Origin of the sequence: Nocardia sp. MDA0666 (assembly GCF_003023875.1) — a bacterium.
Classification (GTDB): Bacteria; Actinomycetota; Actinomycetes; order Mycobacteriales; family Mycobacteriaceae; genus Nocardia; species Nocardia aobensis.
Genome location: NZ_PYHT01000003.1, coordinates 278,507 through 297,670, shown reverse-complemented (window position 1 = coordinate 297,670; position 19,164 = coordinate 278,507). Strand labels below are relative to the sequence as shown.

Here is a 19,164-nt window from a genome sequence, read left to right as displayed (position 1 = left end):
GACCACACCGTCGCGTGTGGACGAATTACTGCGGAAGTGTCGTCTTCGCGAGACAAAGAATGTGCGGCCGGCGGTGCCCGGTGCGCGTTCGCGGGCTCAGCGCATGAGCACCGATGTGCCGTACCACTGGCACACCAGCAGCGCGATCTCCACATCGAGCCGATCGCCGGCGATCGGTCGCCCGCGCCGGGAGACCGCCCGGCTCACCCGGTATTTCACCGAGTTGTAGTGCAGATCCAGTTCCTGCGCCGCCGCCTTGTAGCTGGATCCGGTGCGCAGGAACACACGCAGGGTGTCGCGCAGCCGGGCATCGCTCGCGGTGTCGGTCGCCAGCGGTCCGAGGACGTCGGCGACCCAGTCCCGGACGGCCGCCGGGTTCTCGCCGAGCAGTGCGGCCGCGGTCAAGCCCGGATCGGTGGCCGCCACGACCTTGTCCGCCGCCCCACTCCGGGCCGCCACCGTGCGGGCCCGCTGGGCCTGACGATGCGAGCGGCGGAAACCCTCGACTCCCACCCCCACGGCGCCGATCGCGATGTGCGGTGCGTCCGGCCGGGTGGCGGCGAACCGGCGGATCCGCGCGGCCGGATCATCGGGATCCGAGGTGTACGGCAGCCAGACCCATCCGCTGGTGCGGTCGGCCGCGGCGAACAGCGGGGCGGCAGCCACATCGACCGCACCGGCGAGTTCCCGGACGAATCGCTGCAACCGCGCCAGGTCGTCGCCGTCGGAGTCGGCGTCCGGATACCAGAGCACCATCGCCACGTGATGCCGGCGCAGCGGATACCGGATCGCGGCGGCGGCATCGTCGACGTCGACGGCGGTGTCCTGGGCCAGCACCTCCCGGACCCGCATGGCGCGCACGCTGTTTCGGTTCTCCAGCCACCGTTCGCGCTCCTCCTCGTAGACCGCGACAACCTGCTGTGAGATCCAGTCGATATAGGCGAACAGCACATCGGTGATCTCCTCGATCACCGCGATCCGGGTGGTCGGTTCCATATCGATGGCGTGCAGCTCCGCGAAGACCAGCTCGGTCAACCGCCGCTGCCCCAGCCGATATGCCCGCACCAGCGCATTCACCGGCACCCCGTGCTGCGCGAGCCGCCGGGCGTATTCGAGCGCGGCGGTCGGCGCGGTGATCCGCTCCACCGCGATCCCGTGCCGCAGCGCATGCAGAATCGTGTCGACATTCCCCTCGACACTCGCCCCCAGCAGCTCCACCGTCCGCGCATCCCCCCGCAACTCCGGAATGAGCTGCTCGAGCGCATCCTTGATCAGCGAACTGACCCCGGTCACCTGCTCGTTCAACCGCGCGGCGATCCGAGCGACATATTCGCCCGACCCGACGTCACCATCCCGCGCCTTCACCACACCACGGACGGTAGGCCCCCAACCCCAACCCCACCCCCGTTCCGCACAGATTTCGTCTCCCCGAGACGAACGAACGGTTCATATCCATCCCGGCGAGCCGAGAGACATCGCGCCCCGGCAGCCGGCTCGCCTGACGCTCGGTGATATCCCGGACACGAAAAATCCCCCCGACCGCAGGTCGAGGGGATTTGAAAGTGGCCAAGGCCGGGATCGAACCGGCGACCTTCCGCTTTTCAGGCGGACGCTCGTACCAACTGAGCTACCTGGCCGGGGCACCCGAACCGAATGCCGTACAACAAAGCGACCCTGACGGGACTCGAACCCGCGACCTCCGCCGTGACAGGGCGGCGCGCTAACCAACTGCGCCACAGGGCCTTGCATGCTCTCAACGGTGTTGCCACCGTACCCCCTACGGGATTCGAACCCGCGCTACCGCCTTGAAAGGGCGGCGTCCTAGGCCGCTAGACGAAGGGGGCCCGCCGGATCTCTCCGGTCCGTACCTCAACGGCTTCCGTTGGGAGCTCGCATAGCTTATGACAGGCTCTGCGCTATTCCCAAATCGGCTGGTCAGAGGCCCAGATTCAGATCTTCCAGGCGTGCCGAGGCCTTCCAGCCGTGCCGGCGGAACTCCTCGAGCCAATCCTGAGTCGCCATCGCCTCGATGATCACCTCCAGCGCCTCGGTGAACCGGGTGCGCAGATCGACCCCGCCGCCGAGCAGATCGATGATGTAGCGCTGGCCGGCCAGCGCGGCGGCCAGGGTTCGGGTGAAGCGGTCCGGGTCGGTGTCCAGGCGCAGCTGTTTGCGGTCGACGGCGCGCACCGCGAGCAGCCGCGCGGACCGGCTGACGATGCGGCTGCCGCCGGCTCGCGCGTCCTGGTAGAACTCCGGTTCGATCACGAGCCGGAACTCCGCCTGGGCGATGATGTCGTTCTCCAGGCGCAGCGCGACCTCGTCGATCATCCCGTGCATGATGTCCAGCGGCTCGAGATCCGTTCTGGCCAGCCACCTCTCGGTGGTCGCCCGATATCGTTCGACGGCAGCGTCCAGCACCGCCCGGGCCAGATCCTCCTTGGAATCGAAATGGAAGTACATCGCGCCCTTGGTCGCGCGCGATCCCTCCAATATGCGATTCAGCGATGCCGCGGCATAGCCGCTCTTCCCGAATTCAACGGCGGCGGACCTGATGATCGCCGCCCGTGTCCGGCGGGCCCGCTCTTGCTGCCGTGCCATGCTCGAAACGCCTCCGAAGCTGCTTGCCGCCGGAGGAACCGATAGGGGACGGTCCTCGACGAGAAGTTATTAGATTTTCAAATACTTAATTCCGGGCTAACGCCCGGCTTTCAGACTTTCGGTACGAAAATTCGCAGGGATACCTGAAACACACCAGCTGGTATAGTTTCGACGTCCGGGTGCGCCGCAGGGGGTGCGCACCCGGGCGTTTTGTTCGTCTCGGATCCGCCTCCTGCGACGTCGTCTCCTCCGACCTCGTGACCGGCCCGGCCGGTCGCGAGATGTGCCGGCACCACAATCTTCGGCCGAATCCCAACGGCCGGAAGATCTCCCGGATTCGCCGGAATTCACCAAGCGATCACCGTACCCCCAATCCCGGGGCAGCGCGCCACGTACCGAGGAGTCACTTCACCGGGAACCGGAGCCGGTTGCGGCAAATGCCCGGTTAGCGCCCGGGTATGCGAATTCCGGCGCGCCCCAGCAATGTTCACCACCACCGGCCGGCGCCGTGGATACCCGGGACTCATCCCGGCCGCTGCGGTCGGCCACCGGGCGGATCCACCGACACGATCACCTCCCGTACCAAATATGTTGTCACGCACTACGTTTGAACAATGTTTCCACACTTCCGCGCTGAAACAAATTGCTGAGCAAGGCGATTGCCCGGCAATCGGCCGGGTATCCGGGGACGCCCCGGCGCTCCGGCACCGGCGAGGCCGGGATACGGAACCCTCGGACCGTCGAGGCGGGCGCGGCCCGGCGTTCAGGGGGCTGCCCCGATATGGCCGGCGGCGATCCCGCTCCCGGAAGCCGCCACCCCGCCGCCGAATGCCGCGCGACCAGCGCAGATACCCACCGCCCCACCGTCACACGGATACCGGTTACCACTTCCGCGCGCGAAACATTAGACTTGCGGACCGCGCCCCTATAGCTCAGTTGGTAGAGCTACGGACTTTTAATCCGCAGGTCCCAGGTTCGAGCCCTGGTGGGGGCACACCGATGGGCCGGAGTGCAAGCTCCGGCCCATCGCCGTCTCCGGCGTAGTCCCCCAGTGCGGGTGCCCGGGACCTGGGCAATCCGATACTCGGCTAACGTTCGAGACTCCCAGCCGATACACCGTTGACGCACAGGTCTCCCCCCTACACTCGCAACCGGTTGGGGCATGTGCCGAACACCCTTATGAGTTCTGTCACCGAGGCTGTGAACTCATACAGGTGCGCTTCGCATCACACCTACGGTGCCGTAAGGTATGGGCGGCTGCGGCACGGCCAGCAGGGGGGCGACCAGCAATATCGCAGGACAACACCGAAGGGCGTATGTATGGCAAGGGATCTGACTCAACTCGAGCTGCTGACGGAGTTGGAGCCGGTTGCCGAAGAAAACGTCAACCGGCACCTTTCGATGGCCAAGGAATGGCACCCGCACGACTACGTGCCGTGGGACGAGGGCCGCAACTTCGCCGCGCTGGGCGGCGTCGACTGGGATCCCGAGCAGTCGAAGCTCAGTGAAGTGGCGAAGGCCGCGATGATCACCAACCTCCTCACCGAGGACAACCTGCCCTCCTACCACCGCGAGATCGCCGAGAACTTCTCCCAGGACGGCGCCTGGGGAACCTGGGTCGGCCGCTGGACCGCCGAGGAGAACCGCCACGGCATCGTGATGCGCGATTACCTCGTGGTCACCCGCGGCGTGGACCCGGTGGCGCTGGAACAGGCCCGCATGGTCCACATGACCAACGGCTTCGCCTCCCCCGCCGAGGCCGACGCCGGCTTCCTGCACTCGGTCGCCTATGTGACCTTCCAGGAGCTGGCCACCCGCGTCAGCCACCGCAACACCGGCAAGGTGTGCGACGACGCGATCGCCGACCGCATGCTGCAGCGCGTCGCCGCCGACGAGAACCTGCACATGATCTTCTACCGCAACATGTGCGGTGCGGCGCTGGATCTGGCGCCGGATCAGGCCCTCGACGCGATCACCCTGATCCTCGAGAACTTCCAGATGCCCGGCGCCGGAATGCCGAACTTCCGCCGCAACGGTGTGCTGATGGCCAAGCACGGCATCTACGACCTGCGCCAGCACCTCGAAGACGTGGTGCAGCCGGTGCTGAAGAAGTGGCAGATCTTCGAGCGCGACGACTTCACCGCGCACGGCGAGCAGACCCGCGAGCGGCTCGGCCTGTTCCTGGACAAGCTGGGCAAGGACGTCCTGAAGTTCGAGGAGCAGCGCGACCGCATGCTGGCCCGCGAGGCCGCAAAGCGCGAGCGCGACCTCACCGCGGCGAGCTGAGCTCGCCCGCACGACTAGGACCGGGACCGGTGCCGCACGGCACCGGTCCCGTCGCACGCACTGGGAGACCTGTGATCTCTCGCACTGTCATTCGGATGGGACACTGGAACTCGTGACCGCGGCACTCGACACCAGAACCGGATTGCGAATCGGCCCCTACCCCGTCGATCCGCCGGTGGTGCTCGCGCCCATGGCCGGGATCACCAATGTCGCGTTCCGGAAGCTGTGCCGCGAATTCGGCAGCCGCACCTCGATCTACGTCTGCGAGATGATCACCGCTCGCGCGGTGGTGGAGCGGCACGAGAAGACGCTGCACATGATGGCTTTCGACGAGGACGAGCATCCCCGCTCGATGCAGCTCTACGGCGTGGACCCCAAGACGCTCGGCGAGGCGGTGCGCATCATCGTCGGCGAGGGCTGGGCCGACCACATCGATATGAACCTCGGCTGCCCCGTGAAGAAGGTGACCCGGCTCGGTGGCGGTGCGGCGCTGCCCTACAAGCGGCGGCTGTTCGCCGAGATCGTGCGGGAGATGGTCGCGGCGGCCGAACCCGCCGGTGTGCCGGTGACGTTCAAATTCCGCATCGGCATCGACGACGACCATCGGACCTATCTCGACACCGGGCGCATCGCCGAGGCCGAGGGCGCCGCCGCGGTGTCGCTGCACGCCCGTACCGCCGCGCAGCTGTATTCCGGCACCGCCGACTGGTCCGCCATCGCGCGGCTCAAGGAGGCCGTCACCACGATTCCGGTACTCGGCAACGGCGATATCTTCAGTGCCGCAGACGCACTCGCGATGATCGCCGAAACCGGTTGTGACGGAGTGGTCGTCGGGCGCGGATGCCTGGGCCGTCCGTGGCTGTTCGCCGAACTGAGCGCCGCGCTGCGCGGGGAACCGATTCCGGAGGGACCGCGACTGGGCCGGGTCGGCGAAATCCTGTACCGGCATGCGACCCTGCTCGTCGACCACGACGGCGAGGACAAGGCCATGCGCGATATCCGCAAACACATGGCCTGGTACTTCATGGGCTTCCCGCTGGGTTCGCAGCTGCGCCGCGGCTTCGCGACCGTGAGCAGTCTCACACAGCTGCGCGAGTTGATCGAGCAACTGCCGCCGGACGTGCCGTTCCCCGCGGATGCGCAGGGGCCGCGCGGCCGCCAGGGTTCCCCGGCGGCGAAGGTGGTGCTGCCCGAGGGCTGGCTCGACGATCCCGAGGATCCCACCGTGCCCTCGGCCGCCGACGTGATGCACAGCGGAGGCTGACGCGCGCATACTCTCCGACCTGCGCCGACAGTTATGGGTGATTGAGAAGTGGCCAACTGTGGCGTAATCGTTATCATGGCTGGGGCCGATTCGGCCGGATGTGACTGCGCGTGCCGCCACCGGAGTGATGGAATCGACAGCTCCGGTCGCGACGAAGAGTGAAGTGAGGTTCGTTGGTGGGTGACGACGATCGGCGCGGGCGTTCGTCCCGGCCCGGAGGTCGCGCCCCGTGGGAGCGATACCCTGCGCCGGATTCCGACGAGGCCCCCCGTAACCGGCGTGCGGACGAACCGCAGACCTCCAAGCCGATCACCGTCCACGACCTCGTGCAGCGGGTCGACAGTGAACGTATCGAGCGCCGCCGCAAGGATGAGGCCGGTCAGCGCCGCACCGCGAACGAGAGCGGCACCGGCCGCGGCCGCACCCCGCAGCCCGAGAACACCGGCCGTCAGGCCGGAAACCGCGGGCGCACAACGGATAACACCGCCCGGCCCGCCACCGGCGCGAACCGAGCGGCCGGTAGCGGCGCCCCGCGGGGCGCCCAGCCGGCAAACCCGCCCGGCCGCGGCGGCGACCCGCGCGACCTCGCCCGCGGGAAGGCACCGACCGGTGCCTCGGGCGCCATCCCGACCACACGCGGCCGCAAGCCGGCCGACGGCAACGCCGCGAGCGGCACATCCGGCCCGGCGCCCGACCCGCGCACTCGCCGGCCGCGCCCCGAGCAGTCCGCCACACCCGCGGCACCGGGCAGGCGTGGCCCCGATCCGAAGCCCGCGCCGCCACAGCCCGGGCCGGCCGCCGCGCAGCGTGAACCCGCGGCGGGCACACGCCCGCCGGCCGCTCCGGTCCCGCCGGGTACGGCCGCGGACCCACGTCGCCTCGGGGGCGCATCCGATCCACGCGCAGCGTCGAAACCGGGATCGCAACGACCGGAATCCGCCGCAACGCGTAGTGCCGCACCGGTTTCCGCCGACGGCCAGCGGACCGCGGTCTACCGCGCCCCCGCTGCCGAGGGTCCGGCCGATCGACCTGCCCCCGCCAAGGCGCCCGTCGCCGACCAGGTGACCGACCAGCTGCCCGTACCCGACGACGAATCCGGCACGGAGGCAACGGCTTCGGCGGGCCCCGAGACGGTCGGCAAGCCGCCGTTGTCGCGGCTGGCGGCGAGCCGGCAGCGCCGGCGCCGGCGTACCCGGCTCGCGGCCCGGGTGACCACGTCGATGTGTGCGGTTCTGGCTCTCGTCATGACCGGTGTCGGCTGGAACTACCTGCGCGCCACCGACAACGGGTTCACCCAGGTGTCGGCACTGGACGAGAATTCCGCCGACATCATCGATCCCGGCGGCCAGACCGGTGACGAGAACTTCCTCATCGTCGGCACCGACACCCGCGCCGGCGTGGACAGCTCGCTCGGCGCCGGCACCACCGACGACGCCGAGGGCGCCCGGTCCGACACCGTGATGCTGGTGCACATTCCGGCGAACCGCTCCCGCGTCGTGGCCGTCTCGTTCCCCCGCGACCTCGACGTCAGCCGCCCCGAATGCGAGGGCTGGGACAACGACAAGGCCAAATACACCGACGCGAAATTCCCGTCCGCGATCGGCGACAAGCTCAACGCCACCTACGCCCTGGGTGGGCCGAAATGCCTGACCAAGGTGATTCAGAGATTGTCCGGCCTGAAGATCAGCCACTTCGTCGGCATCGACTTCAGCGGTTTCCAGTCGATGGTCGACACCATCGGTGGTGTCGAGGTGTGCACCAACCGGCCGCTGGTCGACGAGGAGCTCGGCACGGTGCTGCCGAATCCGGGCCGCCAGATCCTCAACGGCCCGACCGCGTTGGACTACGTCCGCGCCCGCCACGTCCAGGGCGAGGAGCGCAGCGACTACGACCGCATCCACCGCCAGCAGCTGTTCCTGTCCTCGCTGCTGCGCAGTGCCCTGTCCTCGAAGGTGCTCTTCGACATCGGCAAGCTCAACGGCTTCATCGGCGCGTTCAGCAGCCATGCCTTCATGGACAACGTCAACACCAAGGATCTGCTGATGCTGGGCCGCTCGCTGCAGAAGGTGAGCGCGGGCGCGATCACGTTCCTGACGGTGCCGACCGCGGGCACCACCTCCTACGGCAACGAGATTCCCCGCGAATCGGATATCAAGGCGATCTTCCAGGCGATCATCGACGACCAGCCGCTGCCGGGCGAGAAGAAGGCGCCGGAGCCGTCCAAGTCCGCTCCGGCTCCGGCCCCGCCGCAGCTGACCGCCGTGGATCCGAACACGGTGTCGGTGCAGGTGTCCAACGGTTCCGGAGTGACCGGCGTGGCGAGTACGGCGGCGACCAGGTTCGCGGCCGACGGCTTCCAGATCTACAACGTCGGCAACTACTCCGGCGGCACGATCGACAACACCACGGTCCGCTATTCGGCCGGTCACGAGGCCGAGGCCGCGACGGTGGCCTCGGCATTGCCGGGCGCGAAACTGGCCGTGGCATCGAATCTGGGCAGCATCGTGGAGGTGGCCCTCGGCGCGGACTTCTCCGGCACCGTCGGCACGCCGACCGCGTTCGGGTCGCCGGTTCCCGCCCCGGCCGGAGCCACCGATGCCGCCGCGACGCCGGTCACACTCCCCTCCGACCTCGAGCACGTCAACGCGGGCGACGACCTCTGCAAGTGAGCCGCGCTCACCTGCGACGACAGCGCCGGTCTGCCCGGCACCGACGATTCACCCACCGTTCGTGACTTGGTCAGAGCCGGGAACTAGTCTTTGGTTTCATGCGTGTCATCTACAACGAACAAATGGCCGAACTCGCCGATCTTCTGGGTGAGATGGCCGGACTGGCCGGTTCGGCCATGGAGCGGGCGACCCAGTCGCTGCTGCAGGCCGACATCTCGCTGGCCGAACAGGTGATCACCGAGTACGACCGGATCGCCGAGATGATCGCGCAGGCCGAGGAGAAGGCGTTCGCGCTGCTGGCGCTGCAGGCGCCCGTGGCCGGCGACCTGCGGCAGGTGGTGAGCGCCATCCAGATCGTCTCCGATGTGAATCGGATGGGTGTGCTGGCGCTGCATGTGGCCAAGGTGGCCCGCCGCCGGCACCCGAACCACGCGCTCCCGGAATCGGTGAACGGCTACTTCGCCGAGATGGGCCGCATCGCGGTGAATATGGGCGCCGCCGCCAAGGAGGTCCTGGAGACGCGCGATCCGGAGCGGGCCGCGCAACTCAACGAGGACGACGAGGCGATGGATGATCTGCATCGCCACCTGTTCTCGCTGCTGATGGACCGGGAATGGAAGTATGGCGTGGCCGCCGCCGTCGATGTCACGCTGCTGGGCCGCTACTACGAACGCTTCGCCGACCATGCGGTCGAGATCGGCCGCCGGGTCGTCTTCCTCGTGACCGGTGTGCTGCCGCCCGACCCGGACGCCGCGACCGAGAAGATCTGAGCCTGTTCCGCCTCTCCGGGGCCGGACGGAGCCCGCTGCCCGTCCGGCACGCGGACGGGCAGCGAGGTGTTATGTGCGGCTGACGGTTTCGGCTTTCGCCGGGGTGTCCGCCGTGGGGCGGCCCACTGTCGCCGGGACTTCCTCCGTGGTTCGGCCCAGCAGTAGTGACGCGCCGCGCTGAGGTTTCCAGGGCAACAGCGCCGCCACGAGCGCCGCGCAGACCAGCAGTGCGCCGACCGCCGCCCAGGATGCGGCCGTCGAGCCGGCGAGAGCGGCCACCTTCATGGCATGCACCAGATCGGCTTTCCCGCTGGCGAAGAACGGGCTGATCGGCGCCTTCACGATCTCCAGCACGCTGATCGGGGTGTCGCGGGCCAGACTCTTCTGGGTCGGATTCATGATCGCGTCCGGGATCGCGTCGATGCGGGCGCCGACTCGATCGGTGTAGACGGAGGTCATGATCGAGCCGAGGACGGCGACACCGAGGGTGCCGCCCACCTCGCGGGTGGTGTCGTTGACCGCCGACCCGGCGCCCGCCTCCTCGATCGGCACCGCACCCATGATGGATTCCGTGGCCGGCCCCTGCACGACGCCGAAGCCAACGCCCATCAGCACCATCGAGACCAGAACCGTTCCCAGATACGGTGTTTCGACGGTCACCCGGCCCGCGAAGAACATGCCGGCGGCCAGCAGGAGCAGACCGCACACCACGGTGGCGGTAGTGCCGATGCGCTGCGCTGCCAGGGTCGCCAGGGGCGCGCCGAAGCCCACCGCCGCCGCGAAAGGCAAGGAGTGGATACCGAATTCGAGGGCGCTGAACTCCTTCACCCCCTGGAAGTACTGGGTGATCAGGAACAGGAATCCGAAGGCGCAGAAATAGGAGACGGTGATCGCCAGGGCCGGAACCGAGAAGCGCCGGATCCGGAACAGCCGCATGTTCAGCACCGGTGATTCGACCCGCAACTCCCAGATCACGTACAGCGCAAGCAGAATCAGCGAGAGCGCATAGCCGCCGACGCTGCGCCCGGACAGCCAGCCGTGCTTCGGCGCCTCGATGATCGTCCACACCAGCGTCGTGACCGCCACCAGCGAGAGACCGATGCCGAGCACATCGAGCCGGCCGCTGTGCTCGGCCCGCGATTCGGGAACGACGACGAGCACTGCCGCGATCGTGATCGCCGCGATCGGCACATTGATCCAGAACACGGCGTGCCAGCTGAAGTATTCGAGCAGCCACCCGCCGGTCACCGGTCCGATCGCCACCGCGATACCGGCCATGGCGGTCCACAACGCGATGGCCGCGGCCCGGGCCCGCGCCTCCGGGAACAGGTTGATGATCAACGCCAGCGTCGCCGGGAAGACCGCGGCGGCGAAGACGCCCATGCCGGCGCGCGCGGCGATCACCTGGCCGAGGCCCGAGGACATGGCACCGGCGGCCGACATGACGGCCACGCCCGCCAGGCCGATGATCATCAGCCGGCGGCGGCCGTAGCGGTCGCCCAGATGGCCGAGCGGCAGCAGCAGTCCGGCGAACGCCAGGGTGAACGCGTCCACGATCCACTGCAGGCCACTCATCCGGGCCTGCAACTGCACCGCCATCGACGGTAGAGCCACATTGACCAGTGTGTTGTCCAGTACGACCAGCAGTTCGGCCAGACAGATCGCGATCAACGCGAAGATCCGCATCCGCGTCGCGATCGGAATCCCCTGCTGGGCTACTGGTCTCGCCGTTGACACCGTCATCCCGCCTCCTGACTATAACGATCGGTTTAGTTCAGGAGGAAGATAACTGTTACCACGAGTGTCAGACAACCGACTACGGTATGAGATGAGCGAGCACACAACTCGGAGACCACTGTGATGCACGCCATATCAATATTCCTGCGTGCGACAAGAGAAAACCCCGTCCCACCAGGGACGGGGCTTCCGAAACACAGACAGGCTCGGCCCGCTCAGCCGAAGCGGCCGGAGATGTAGTCCTCGGTCGCCTTCTGCGTGGGGTTGGAGAAGATCCGCTCGGTCTCATCGATTTCGATGAGCTTGCCGGGCTTGCCCTGGGCCTCCAGGTTGAAGAACGCCGTCTGGTCACTCACACGCGCGGCCTGCTGCATGTTGTGGGTGACGATGACGATCGTGTACTCCTTCTTCAGCTCGGAGATCAGATCCTCGATCGCGAGCGTGGAGATGGGGTCCAGCGCCGAACACGGCTCGTCCATCAGCAGCACGTCGGGCGAGACAGCGATCGCGCGGGCGATGCACAGACGCTGCTGCTGACCGCCGGACAGGCCACCGCCCGGCTTGTCGAGGCGATCCTTCACCTCGTTCCAGAGGTTGGCGCCGCGCAGCGAGCGCTCGGCGACCTCGTCGAGCTCCTTGCGGTTGCGCACCCCCTGCAGCTTCAGCCCGGCCACCACGTTGTCGCGAATCGACATGGTGGGGAACGGGTTCGGCCGCTGGAACACCATGCCGATGGTGCGCCGCACGCCGACCGGGTCGACCGCGGAGCCGTAGATGTCCTCACCGTCGAGCAGCACCGCGCCCTCGACGCGGGCATTCGGCGTCACCTCGTGCATGCGGTTGAGCGAACGCAGCACCGTCGACTTACCGCAACCGGACGGACCGATGAAAGCGGTGACGCTGCGCGGCAATACGGTCAGCGACACATCGCTTACGGCGTGGAATTTGCCGTAGTAGATGTTGAGATCTTTGACGTCGATCCGCTTGGCCATTGTCGTATTCCGTTCGCTTCTATCGATTCCGCGTGAGCAGTTTGTTGACCACGGCCGCGCCGATGTACAGCAGGGCGATGATCAGGATCAGCGTCAGCGACGCGCCCCACACTCGCATCCGGCCGGCCGCTTCCGGGTTGGCCAGTTCCTGGTAGATCATCAGTGGCAGCGACGCCATATTTCCGTTGAAGATGTTGGTGTTGATCGACTTCGAATAGCCGACGAGGACCAGCACCGGCGCGGTTTCGCCCATGACGCGGGCGACCGCGAGCAACATACCGCTGATCATGCCGGGCAGAGCGGTCGGCACGACGATCCGCAGGATCGTCTTCCATTTCGGGATGCCCAGCGCGTACGAAGCCTCGCGCAATTCGTCGGGCACGAGTTTGAGCATTTCCTCGGTACTGCGCACCACCACCGGCAACATCAGCAGCACCAGTGCCAGTGACACCGCGAAGGCCGACTGCGGGAAACCGAAGGTGGCGATCCACAGCGCGAAGACGAACAGCGCCGCCACGATCGAGGGCACACCGGCGAGGATGTCGACCATGAAGGTGGTCGTCTTCGCCAGCCAGCCGCGACCGTATTCGACCAGGTAGACCGCGGCCATGATGCCCAGCGGCACCGCGATCACCGCGGCGACCGCCGACTGCACGATCGTTCCGTAGATCGCGTGATACACACCGCCCGCGAATTGGTCGGGCAGCACGCCCTTCTGCGACTTGGACCACCAGCCGCTGCTGACGATCGCGTGGAAACCCTTGTTGAGCACCAGGATCAGCACCCAGCCCAGCGGCACCAGCGCGATGCCGAAGCACAGCCACATGACCGAGGTGGCGACATTGTTGCGGACCTTGCGGCCCAGGCTCACGTGGCGGAACGTGGGCGCCTTGATCGGCTTGTCCAACGTGGTGGTCATCACCCGTTCACCTTCCCGCCGGCGGCGATCCGAGCCAGGGCATTGACGATGAAGGTCAGCGCGAACAGGACGAAGCCCGCCGCGATGTAGGCGCCGGTGGGCAACGCCTGGCTGAATTCCGAAGCGGCCGAGGCGATCTTGGAGGCGAAGGTGTAACCGCCGTCGAACAGCGACCAGTGGCCGGGTGTCGCGGCGGTACGCAGCACGATCAGCACCGCGATGGTTTCACCGAGCGCGCGGCCGAGGCCCAGCATGGAACCGGCGATCACACCGCTGCGGCCGTACGGCAGCACGGTCATCCGCACCACCTCCCACTTGGTGGCGCCCAGGGCCTGTGCGGCCTCGATGTGCGCCCGGGGAGTCAGGTGGAAGACCTCGCGGCTGACCGAGGTGATGATCGGCAGGATCATCACCGCGAGCACGACACCGGCGGTGAAGATCGTGCCGCCGCCGCTGATGGAGACGTTGCCTTCCTTGAACAGGAAGAACCAGCCCAACTTGTCGTTCAGGAATTGTTCGAAGGGTGCCAGCTTCTCGGCCAGCACCAGGAAACCCCACAGACCGAACACGATCGAAGGCACCGCCGCGAGCAGATCGACCAGCATCGCGAACGGACGCGACAACACCTTCGGCGCGTACTGCGTCAGGAACAACGCGATACCGACGCCGAGCGGCACGGCGATCAGCAGTGCCAGCAGCGAACTCAGCACCGTGACCATGAACAGGTCGCGGATGCCGAAGTGCATGTTGTCGGCGTTGGTGACGTTGAACTCGGCGCTGGTGAAGAAGTTCGCCTTGTTCGCCGCCACCGACGGCACCGCGCGAATCAGCAGAAACAGCGCGATGAGCGCGATCGCCGCGACGATCGTCGCCCCGGCGGCCGTGGCCAGGGAACGGAAAACGGTCTCACCCCGGCGGCTGTGACCGCCGGCGTTGCGACCGGCCGGCTTGGTGCTCGACTCACTCGGCATGGAGGAAGTATCTCCCGGCGGGACTTCATTGCCCGTCCGCGGGCCGGTCGAATCCGACTGGCCCGCGGCGGTGACTTCGTCGTGGACGGTCATGGGTTTCGCAATCAGGAGATGGCGTTGATCGCGGTGGTCAGCTTGGTCTTGAACGCATCCGGGATCGGCACATAGCCGGAGTCCTCGAGGCCGTTCTGACCGTTGGAGATCGCCGAGGTCAGGAACGCCTTGACGGCCTTGCCGGTGTCGGCGTCGGCGTACTTCGAGCACACGATCTCGTAGGTGGCCAGCATGATCGGGTAGGCGCCCGGATCGGCCGGCTTGTAGAACGATTTGGTGTCGATGATCAGGTCGTTGCCCTCGCCGACGATCTTCGCGGAGGCGATGGCCTTACCGGCCGACTCCGTGTTGAGCGCCACCGGCTTCACGGCGGCATCGGTGATGATCTGCGCGGTGGACAGGTTCTGCGACCGCGCGAAGGACCACTCGTTGTACGTGATGGAGCCCTTGGTGCTCTTGATGGCGGCCGAGGTGCCCTCGTTACCCTTCGCGCCCTCGCCGACACCGCCGGCGAACGCCTTGCCCGCACCCTTGCCCCACGCGCCGTTGGAGGCGGCGTCCAGGTAGCGCTGGAAGTTGTCGGTAGTGCCCGACTCGTCACTGCGGAAGATCACGTGGATCTGGTCCGACGGCAGGTTCACGCCCTGGTTCAGGCCCTTGATCGCCGGGTCGTCCCACTTGGTGATGGTGCCGTTGAAGATCTTCGCCGCGGTCGGGCCGTCGAGGGTCAGGTTGGTGACACCGTCGAGGTTGTAGGTGACGGCGATCGGACCGAAGACCGTCGGCAGGTTCCAGGCCGGTGCGCCACAGCGGTCGGCGGCCTTCTTCGGCTCGTCCTTCTTCGGGTCCAGAGCCGAGTCCGAACCACCGAAATCGGTCTGGCCACCGACGAACTCGTTCACGCCGGCGCCGGAGCCGCTGGAGGTGTAGTCCAGCTTCGCACCCTCGCAGTTCTGCTCGTAGGCGGCGATGAAGCGGTCCATCGCGTTCTTCTGAGCGGAGGATCCGCTGGCCTTCAGAGCCTTCTTGCCACCGCAGGCCACATCGACCTTGGTGGTGTTACCGGTCGCGGCCGAGTTGTCGTCGCTACCACAGGCAGTCAGTGTCAGAGTGCCGGCTGCCGCCAGCACGCCGAGGAGAGCGCCGCTGCGCTTGAATTTCACCTGTTCCTCCGGGAAACGCTTCGTACGCGTCCGATCCCTCAACGACCGGACGAGTCCAGTGGGTGGCCGTTCGCAGAGAACTTGCGCACCGAGCAGCGAATGCCGCCCACGATCAAAGTAGATTCGTCCGGTTGACAGCGGGACCTGGGCAAGTGAACGCAGAGTGAACAACCCGGCGCGATTGCGGTTCAAACCTGTGAGATTTGCCGCAGCGTTACTGCTGGCGAATCACCGGGCGGTGTAGGCGGCGTCGATGTGGGCCGTCTCGAACCCGAGACGAGTGTAGGTGTGCACGGCCGCGGTGTTGTCGGCCTCGGTGTAGAGGATCACCGCGCCGAGACCCCGATCGCGCAGATAGTGCAGGCCCGCGAGGGTGAGCACGCGCCCCAGACCGCGGCCCTGAGCGGCCGGGTCGATGGCCACCACGTAGACCTCACCGACCGCGTCCGAGTTCTCGTCCGGATCGTGCACCTTGGTCCAGTGAAAGCCCAGGATGTGCGTGGGATCCGCGGGATCGGCGGCGATGAACAGCCCCTTCGGGTCGAACCAGGGCGCCGCCCTCCGGACGGCGATCTCGGCCTCGGTCCAGCCGCCCTGTTCCGGATGCCAGTCGAAGGCGGCGTTGTTGACCCGCAGAATCTCCGCGTCGTCGGCGGGCCCGGCATAGGTCCGCAGCACGATATCGGCGGGCACCTTCAATTCCGGTAGCTCGACGGTTGCCCGATCGCCGTCCGGAGCCTGCGTCAGGGCCCGTCGCATCTGCCACAGCTCGCGCGCGACGGTCAGTCCGAGCCGCCCCGCGACCGCCCGCGCCGGCGCCAGATTGCCGTGCGCCCAGATCCGCGCACCCGGGCCACCCGCGTCGAGGGCCGCGGCGACGAGCGTCGCGCCGATCCCGCGGCCGCGCACCCGCGGATCCACCACGGCCTCGGCCATCGCCGGGTGATCACCGTGCGCGGGAACGAGATTCGCGTACGCGACGAGTTCGCCGTCGCGCTCGACGGCGAGGTGCCGCGTCCGCCCGACCGGCGCATCGGTATCGGTATCGTCGTGCCCGGATGTGGTCACCGAGAGCACCGCTTGTTCGGAGATCGGCGCGACTGCGTCGGCGGCCCCCGCGCGTTCCACCAGGTCCACGATCTTCGCCGCGGTCGCTGGGGCCAAATCGGTGGTCCATTCCGGCACCTGCACGCTCACACCCATCCCTCGCTCATCCGTTCACGTCCGCCGACACACCGGCTGTTCCGACAACCGGCCCTTCCGACAACCGGCTCGGCTACCGCCCTGATTCCCGCCTGCGGCGAACACCTGTCCCGGCTGCGGGTTTCCTTTCGGCGCAATCCTTTTCGCCGGCCGATCGTCCGGGCCGCAACCACCGCACCGGCATCCCGTTCGCGTCCCGGCCCACCGACCTCAGGACGGACTGCCGTTGACCTGGGTCAACTGGTTGTCGTCGGCGCCGTCGTCGCCCTCGTCCGGTATGCCTGCCGCCTGCTCACCGCCCTTGTTGTTGGCCGAGCGCGCCGGGCGAACCGCCTTGTAACCGACGTTGCGGACGGTGCCGATCAGCGACTCGTATTCGCTGCCGAGTTTGGCTCGCAACCGCCGTACGTGCACGTCGACCGTGCGGGTGCCGCCGAAGAAGTCGTAACCCCAGACCTCCTGCAGCAACTGCGCGCGGGTGAAGACCCGGCCGGCGTGCTGTGCGAGATATTTCAGCAGCTCGAATTCCTTGTAGGTCAGGTCGAGCGGGCGGCCGCGCAACCGCGCGGTATAGGTGCCCTCGTCGATGACCAGTTCGCCGAGCGTGATCTTGCCGGTGTTCTCCGGACTGGCCGCGCCGCCGTTTCGGGCGACCAGCAGGCGCAGCCGGGCGTCCAGTTCCGCGGGGCCGGTTCCCGGCAGCAGAATGTCGTCCAGCCCCCAATCGGCGTTGACCGCGACCAGACCGCCCTCGGTCAGCACCGCCACCACCGGCACCGAGGAACCGGTGCTGCCGAGCAGTCTGCACAGTCCGCGCGCGGCGGCCAGATCGGTGCGGGCATCGACCAGAGCCACATCCGCGGTTCCCGCCTCGAGCAGCGACGCCACCTCGGTGGGCGCGGGCCGCACATTGTGCGGCAGCAGCGCCAGCGACGGCAGCACGGCTTCCGGGTTCGGATCGGAGGTCAGCAGGAGCAACTCCACCGGCTCTCCTCCCAATCTGGCATGTCCGCGGGCAACCTCGACGTCATTCGCGAATCCATGCGCGTCGGCACAGGTAATTCGTGCCTACATTAGCGCGTGCGGGGCCCCGATCATGTATTCCGCACTCGCACGGGGACCAGCGGTGATGGCCACCGCCGGGCCCACACCCGCGCGGCCCGCACGGTCCGGGCAGATATCTTCGTACCGGGTAGCCTCTCCTCGGGACACCCACGCCTCGCACCCCTCCGCGCGCGACCGCTGTGTACCGCGCGCCCGGACGGCCTGAACTCGGAGCATGTGGATGAGAAAACTGATCGTCGGGCTGCTGCTGGTGGTCGCGATCGCCGTAGTGGTCGATTTCACTGCGGCGGCCTACTCGGAGTACCGGGTTTCGCGGTCGCTGCGGGCCGGCGGTGAACTCAGCGCCGATCCCGAAGTGACCATTCACGGATTCCCGTTCCTGGCCCAGACCGCGCGCGGCGACTACCGCAATCTCGAGATCCGGGCGCGCGCGAACCGCCCCGACATTCCCGGCGAAATCCTGGTCGAAGCCACCCTGAACGGCGTCCACCTGTCGATGCACGATCTGGTGGACAACGACATGCGCTCGGTGATGGTCGACCAGGTGGCCGGTCGGATGCGGATCGAACCGGTCGAACTGGGACGGCTGTTCAACATTCCGGACCTCGAGGTGGTCACCCGCCCGGCCGACAAATCCGACGGCACCGGCGGTTCCGGTGGCTCCGGCATGACCACCCAGGGCGCGCTGGTCCTCACCGGCACCATCCAGCTCGGACCCGAGACCCGTAGTACCGATCGAGTCAGCGTGAAGGCCGATCTGTTCCTCGACGGCGATCAGATCAAACTGGTCGCCACCGACCTCTATCACGGCGGCGTCGAGAGCAACGCGCCGACGACCACCGCCGCCGAACTGGGTCCCGACCTGGACAAGGCCGCGGTCCTGGCCCGCTTCACCCGCACCATCGACACCAAGGATCTGCCGTTCGGGGTGCCCCCGAAGAAGGTGCAGGCCATCGGCGGCAATATCGTGGTAGAGGGGGAAGGGGAGAATATTCGCATTGATATGGACAGGTTTGCCCGACCATGATTGAACTCACGATTCTGGCCGTCGTCCTGCTGGCCGGGGTGGCCGCGGGTATCGCCCTGCGTTACCGCGAGGGCCGCGTGCGGACGGCCGGCACCACCGAGATCGCGGGTTCGCGCACCGAACTGCTCAGCGCGGTCGGTGTCACCGAGGCGGTGCCGACCGTTCTGCACTTCTCCGCCGAATGGTGCGGTCCCTGCGCCGCGGTCCGGCGGGTGGTGGCCGGCGTGGTCGCCGATCTGGCCGATACCGTGCGGCCGCCCCGCGACGTCGAGATCGATATCGACGCCGAGGCCGAACTCGCGCGCGAACTCAACGTCCTGTCGCTGCCCACCACATTCGTCTTCGACGCCCACGGGCGTGAGCGGTTCCGGATCTCCGGTGTGCCCAAGGCCACCGATCTGCGTAGTGCCCTTGCGCCGCTGACGGTCCCCGAGGCGGCCTGA

At 67.5% G+C, this 19,164-nt stretch carries 15 protein-coding genes and 4 tRNA genes; 7 read left to right on the top strand and 12 right to left on the bottom strand.

Features of this window, described 5'->3' with window-relative positions:
* Positions 1-96: 96 nt before the first annotated feature.
* The 5 genes from C8258_RS07730 to C8258_RS07710 form a co-directional block, all read right to left on the bottom strand.
* Complete coding sequence (locus C8258_RS07730) at positions 97-1,365, bottom strand: CdaR family transcriptional regulator (protein WP_106954629.1); 1,269 nt, start codon at positions 1,363-1,365, stop codon at positions 97-99.
* Positions 1,366-1,563: 198 nt separating this feature from the next.
* Positions 1,564-1,637 (bottom strand) — tRNA-Phe (locus C8258_RS07725).
* Between the two features lie 32 nt (positions 1,638-1,669).
* Positions 1,670-1,743: transfer RNA gene (locus C8258_RS07720), tRNA-Asp, on the bottom strand.
* 28 nt (positions 1,744-1,771) lie between these two features.
* Positions 1,772-1,844, bottom strand: a tRNA-Glu gene (locus C8258_RS07715).
* A 91-nt stretch (positions 1,845-1,935) separates the two neighbouring features.
* A complete protein-coding gene (locus C8258_RS07710; protein WP_030517458.1) occupies positions 1,936-2,601 on the bottom strand; it encodes a TetR/AcrR family transcriptional regulator in 666 nt (221 codons plus the stop codon).
* Between the two features lie 921 nt (positions 2,602-3,522).
* Here C8258_RS07710 and C8258_RS07705 point away from each other — a divergent pair.
* From C8258_RS07705 to phoU, 5 genes are all read left to right on the top strand, one after another.
* Positions 3,523-3,595, top strand: a tRNA-Lys gene (locus C8258_RS07705).
* A 326-nt stretch (positions 3,596-3,921) separates the two neighbouring features.
* Entirely contained in the window at positions 3,922-4,887 is a 966-nt protein-coding gene (locus tag C8258_RS07700; protein WP_106954543.1) for an acyl-ACP desaturase, read from the top strand.
* A 112-nt stretch (positions 4,888-4,999) separates the two neighbouring features.
* A complete protein-coding gene (dusB, locus tag C8258_RS07695) occupies positions 5,000-6,151 on the top strand; it encodes a tRNA dihydrouridine synthase DusB (protein WP_106954542.1) in 1,152 nt (383 codons plus the stop codon).
* Between the two features lie 176 nt (positions 6,152-6,327).
* Positions 6,328-8,820 carry an LCP family protein gene (locus tag C8258_RS07690; protein ID WP_233224929.1) on the top strand — a complete coding sequence of 831 codons (2,493 nt, stop codon included), beginning with the start codon at positions 6,328-6,330 and terminating at the stop codon, positions 8,818-8,820.
* A 98-nt stretch (positions 8,821-8,918) separates the two neighbouring features.
* Positions 8,919-9,590, top strand: a complete 672-nt coding sequence (phoU, locus tag C8258_RS07685; protein WP_063065931.1) for a phosphate signaling complex protein PhoU — start codon at positions 8,919-8,921, stop codon at positions 9,588-9,590.
* A gap of 69 nt (positions 9,591-9,659) precedes the next feature.
* Here phoU and C8258_RS07680 read toward each other — a convergent pair whose 3' ends face one another.
* The 7 genes from C8258_RS07680 to C8258_RS07650 all read right to left on the bottom strand — a co-directional run bounded on the left by C8258_RS07680 (position 9,660) and on the right by C8258_RS07650 (position 17,613).
* Positions 9,660-11,333: an MFS transporter gene (locus tag C8258_RS07680; protein ID WP_106954541.1), complete on the bottom strand. Its 1,674-nt coding sequence runs from the start codon at positions 11,331-11,333 to the stop codon at positions 9,660-9,662.
* Between the two features lie 209 nt (positions 11,334-11,542).
* Positions 11,543-12,319 carry a phosphate ABC transporter ATP-binding protein PstB gene (gene pstB / locus C8258_RS07675; protein WP_036497807.1) on the bottom strand — a complete coding sequence of 259 codons (777 nt, stop codon included), beginning with the start codon at positions 12,317-12,319 and terminating at the stop codon, positions 11,543-11,545.
* A 19-nt stretch (positions 12,320-12,338) separates the two neighbouring features.
* Positions 12,339-13,238, bottom strand: a complete 900-nt coding sequence (pstA, locus tag C8258_RS07670; protein WP_036497805.1) for a phosphate ABC transporter permease PstA — start codon at positions 13,236-13,238, stop codon at positions 12,339-12,341.
* Positions 13,238-14,209: a phosphate ABC transporter permease subunit PstC gene (gene pstC / locus C8258_RS07665; RefSeq protein ID WP_036497844.1), complete on the bottom strand. Its 972-nt coding sequence runs from the start codon at positions 14,207-14,209 to the stop codon at positions 13,238-13,240. Before pstC ends, pstA begins: the two co-directional genes overlap by 1 nt.
* A gap of 104 nt (positions 14,210-14,313) precedes the next feature.
* Positions 14,314-15,426: a phosphate ABC transporter substrate-binding protein PstS gene (gene pstS, locus C8258_RS07660; protein WP_106954540.1), complete on the bottom strand. Its 1,113-nt coding sequence runs from the start codon at positions 15,424-15,426 to the stop codon at positions 14,314-14,316.
* A gap of 228 nt (positions 15,427-15,654) precedes the next feature.
* Positions 15,655-16,629: a mycothiol synthase gene (gene mshD / locus C8258_RS07655; RefSeq protein ID WP_106954539.1), complete on the bottom strand. Its 975-nt coding sequence runs from the start codon at positions 16,627-16,629 to the stop codon at positions 15,655-15,657.
* A gap of 210 nt (positions 16,630-16,839) precedes the next feature.
* Positions 16,840-17,613 carry a response regulator transcription factor gene (locus C8258_RS07650; RefSeq protein WP_036497800.1) on the bottom strand — a complete coding sequence of 258 codons (774 nt, stop codon included), beginning with the start codon at positions 17,611-17,613 and terminating at the stop codon, positions 16,840-16,842.
* Positions 17,614-17,914: 301 nt separating this feature from the next.
* On the opposite strand from C8258_RS07650, the gene C8258_RS07645 reads away from it, so the two are divergent.
* Complete coding sequence (locus C8258_RS07645; protein WP_036497841.1) at positions 17,915-18,721, top strand: LmeA family phospholipid-binding protein; 807 nt, start codon at positions 17,915-17,917, stop codon at positions 18,719-18,721.
* On the top strand, positions 18,718-19,164 hold the full coding sequence (locus C8258_RS07640; protein ID WP_106954538.1) for a thioredoxin family protein: 447 nt from the start codon (positions 18,718-18,720) through the stop codon (positions 19,162-19,164). Before C8258_RS07645 ends, C8258_RS07640 begins: the two co-directional genes overlap by 4 nt.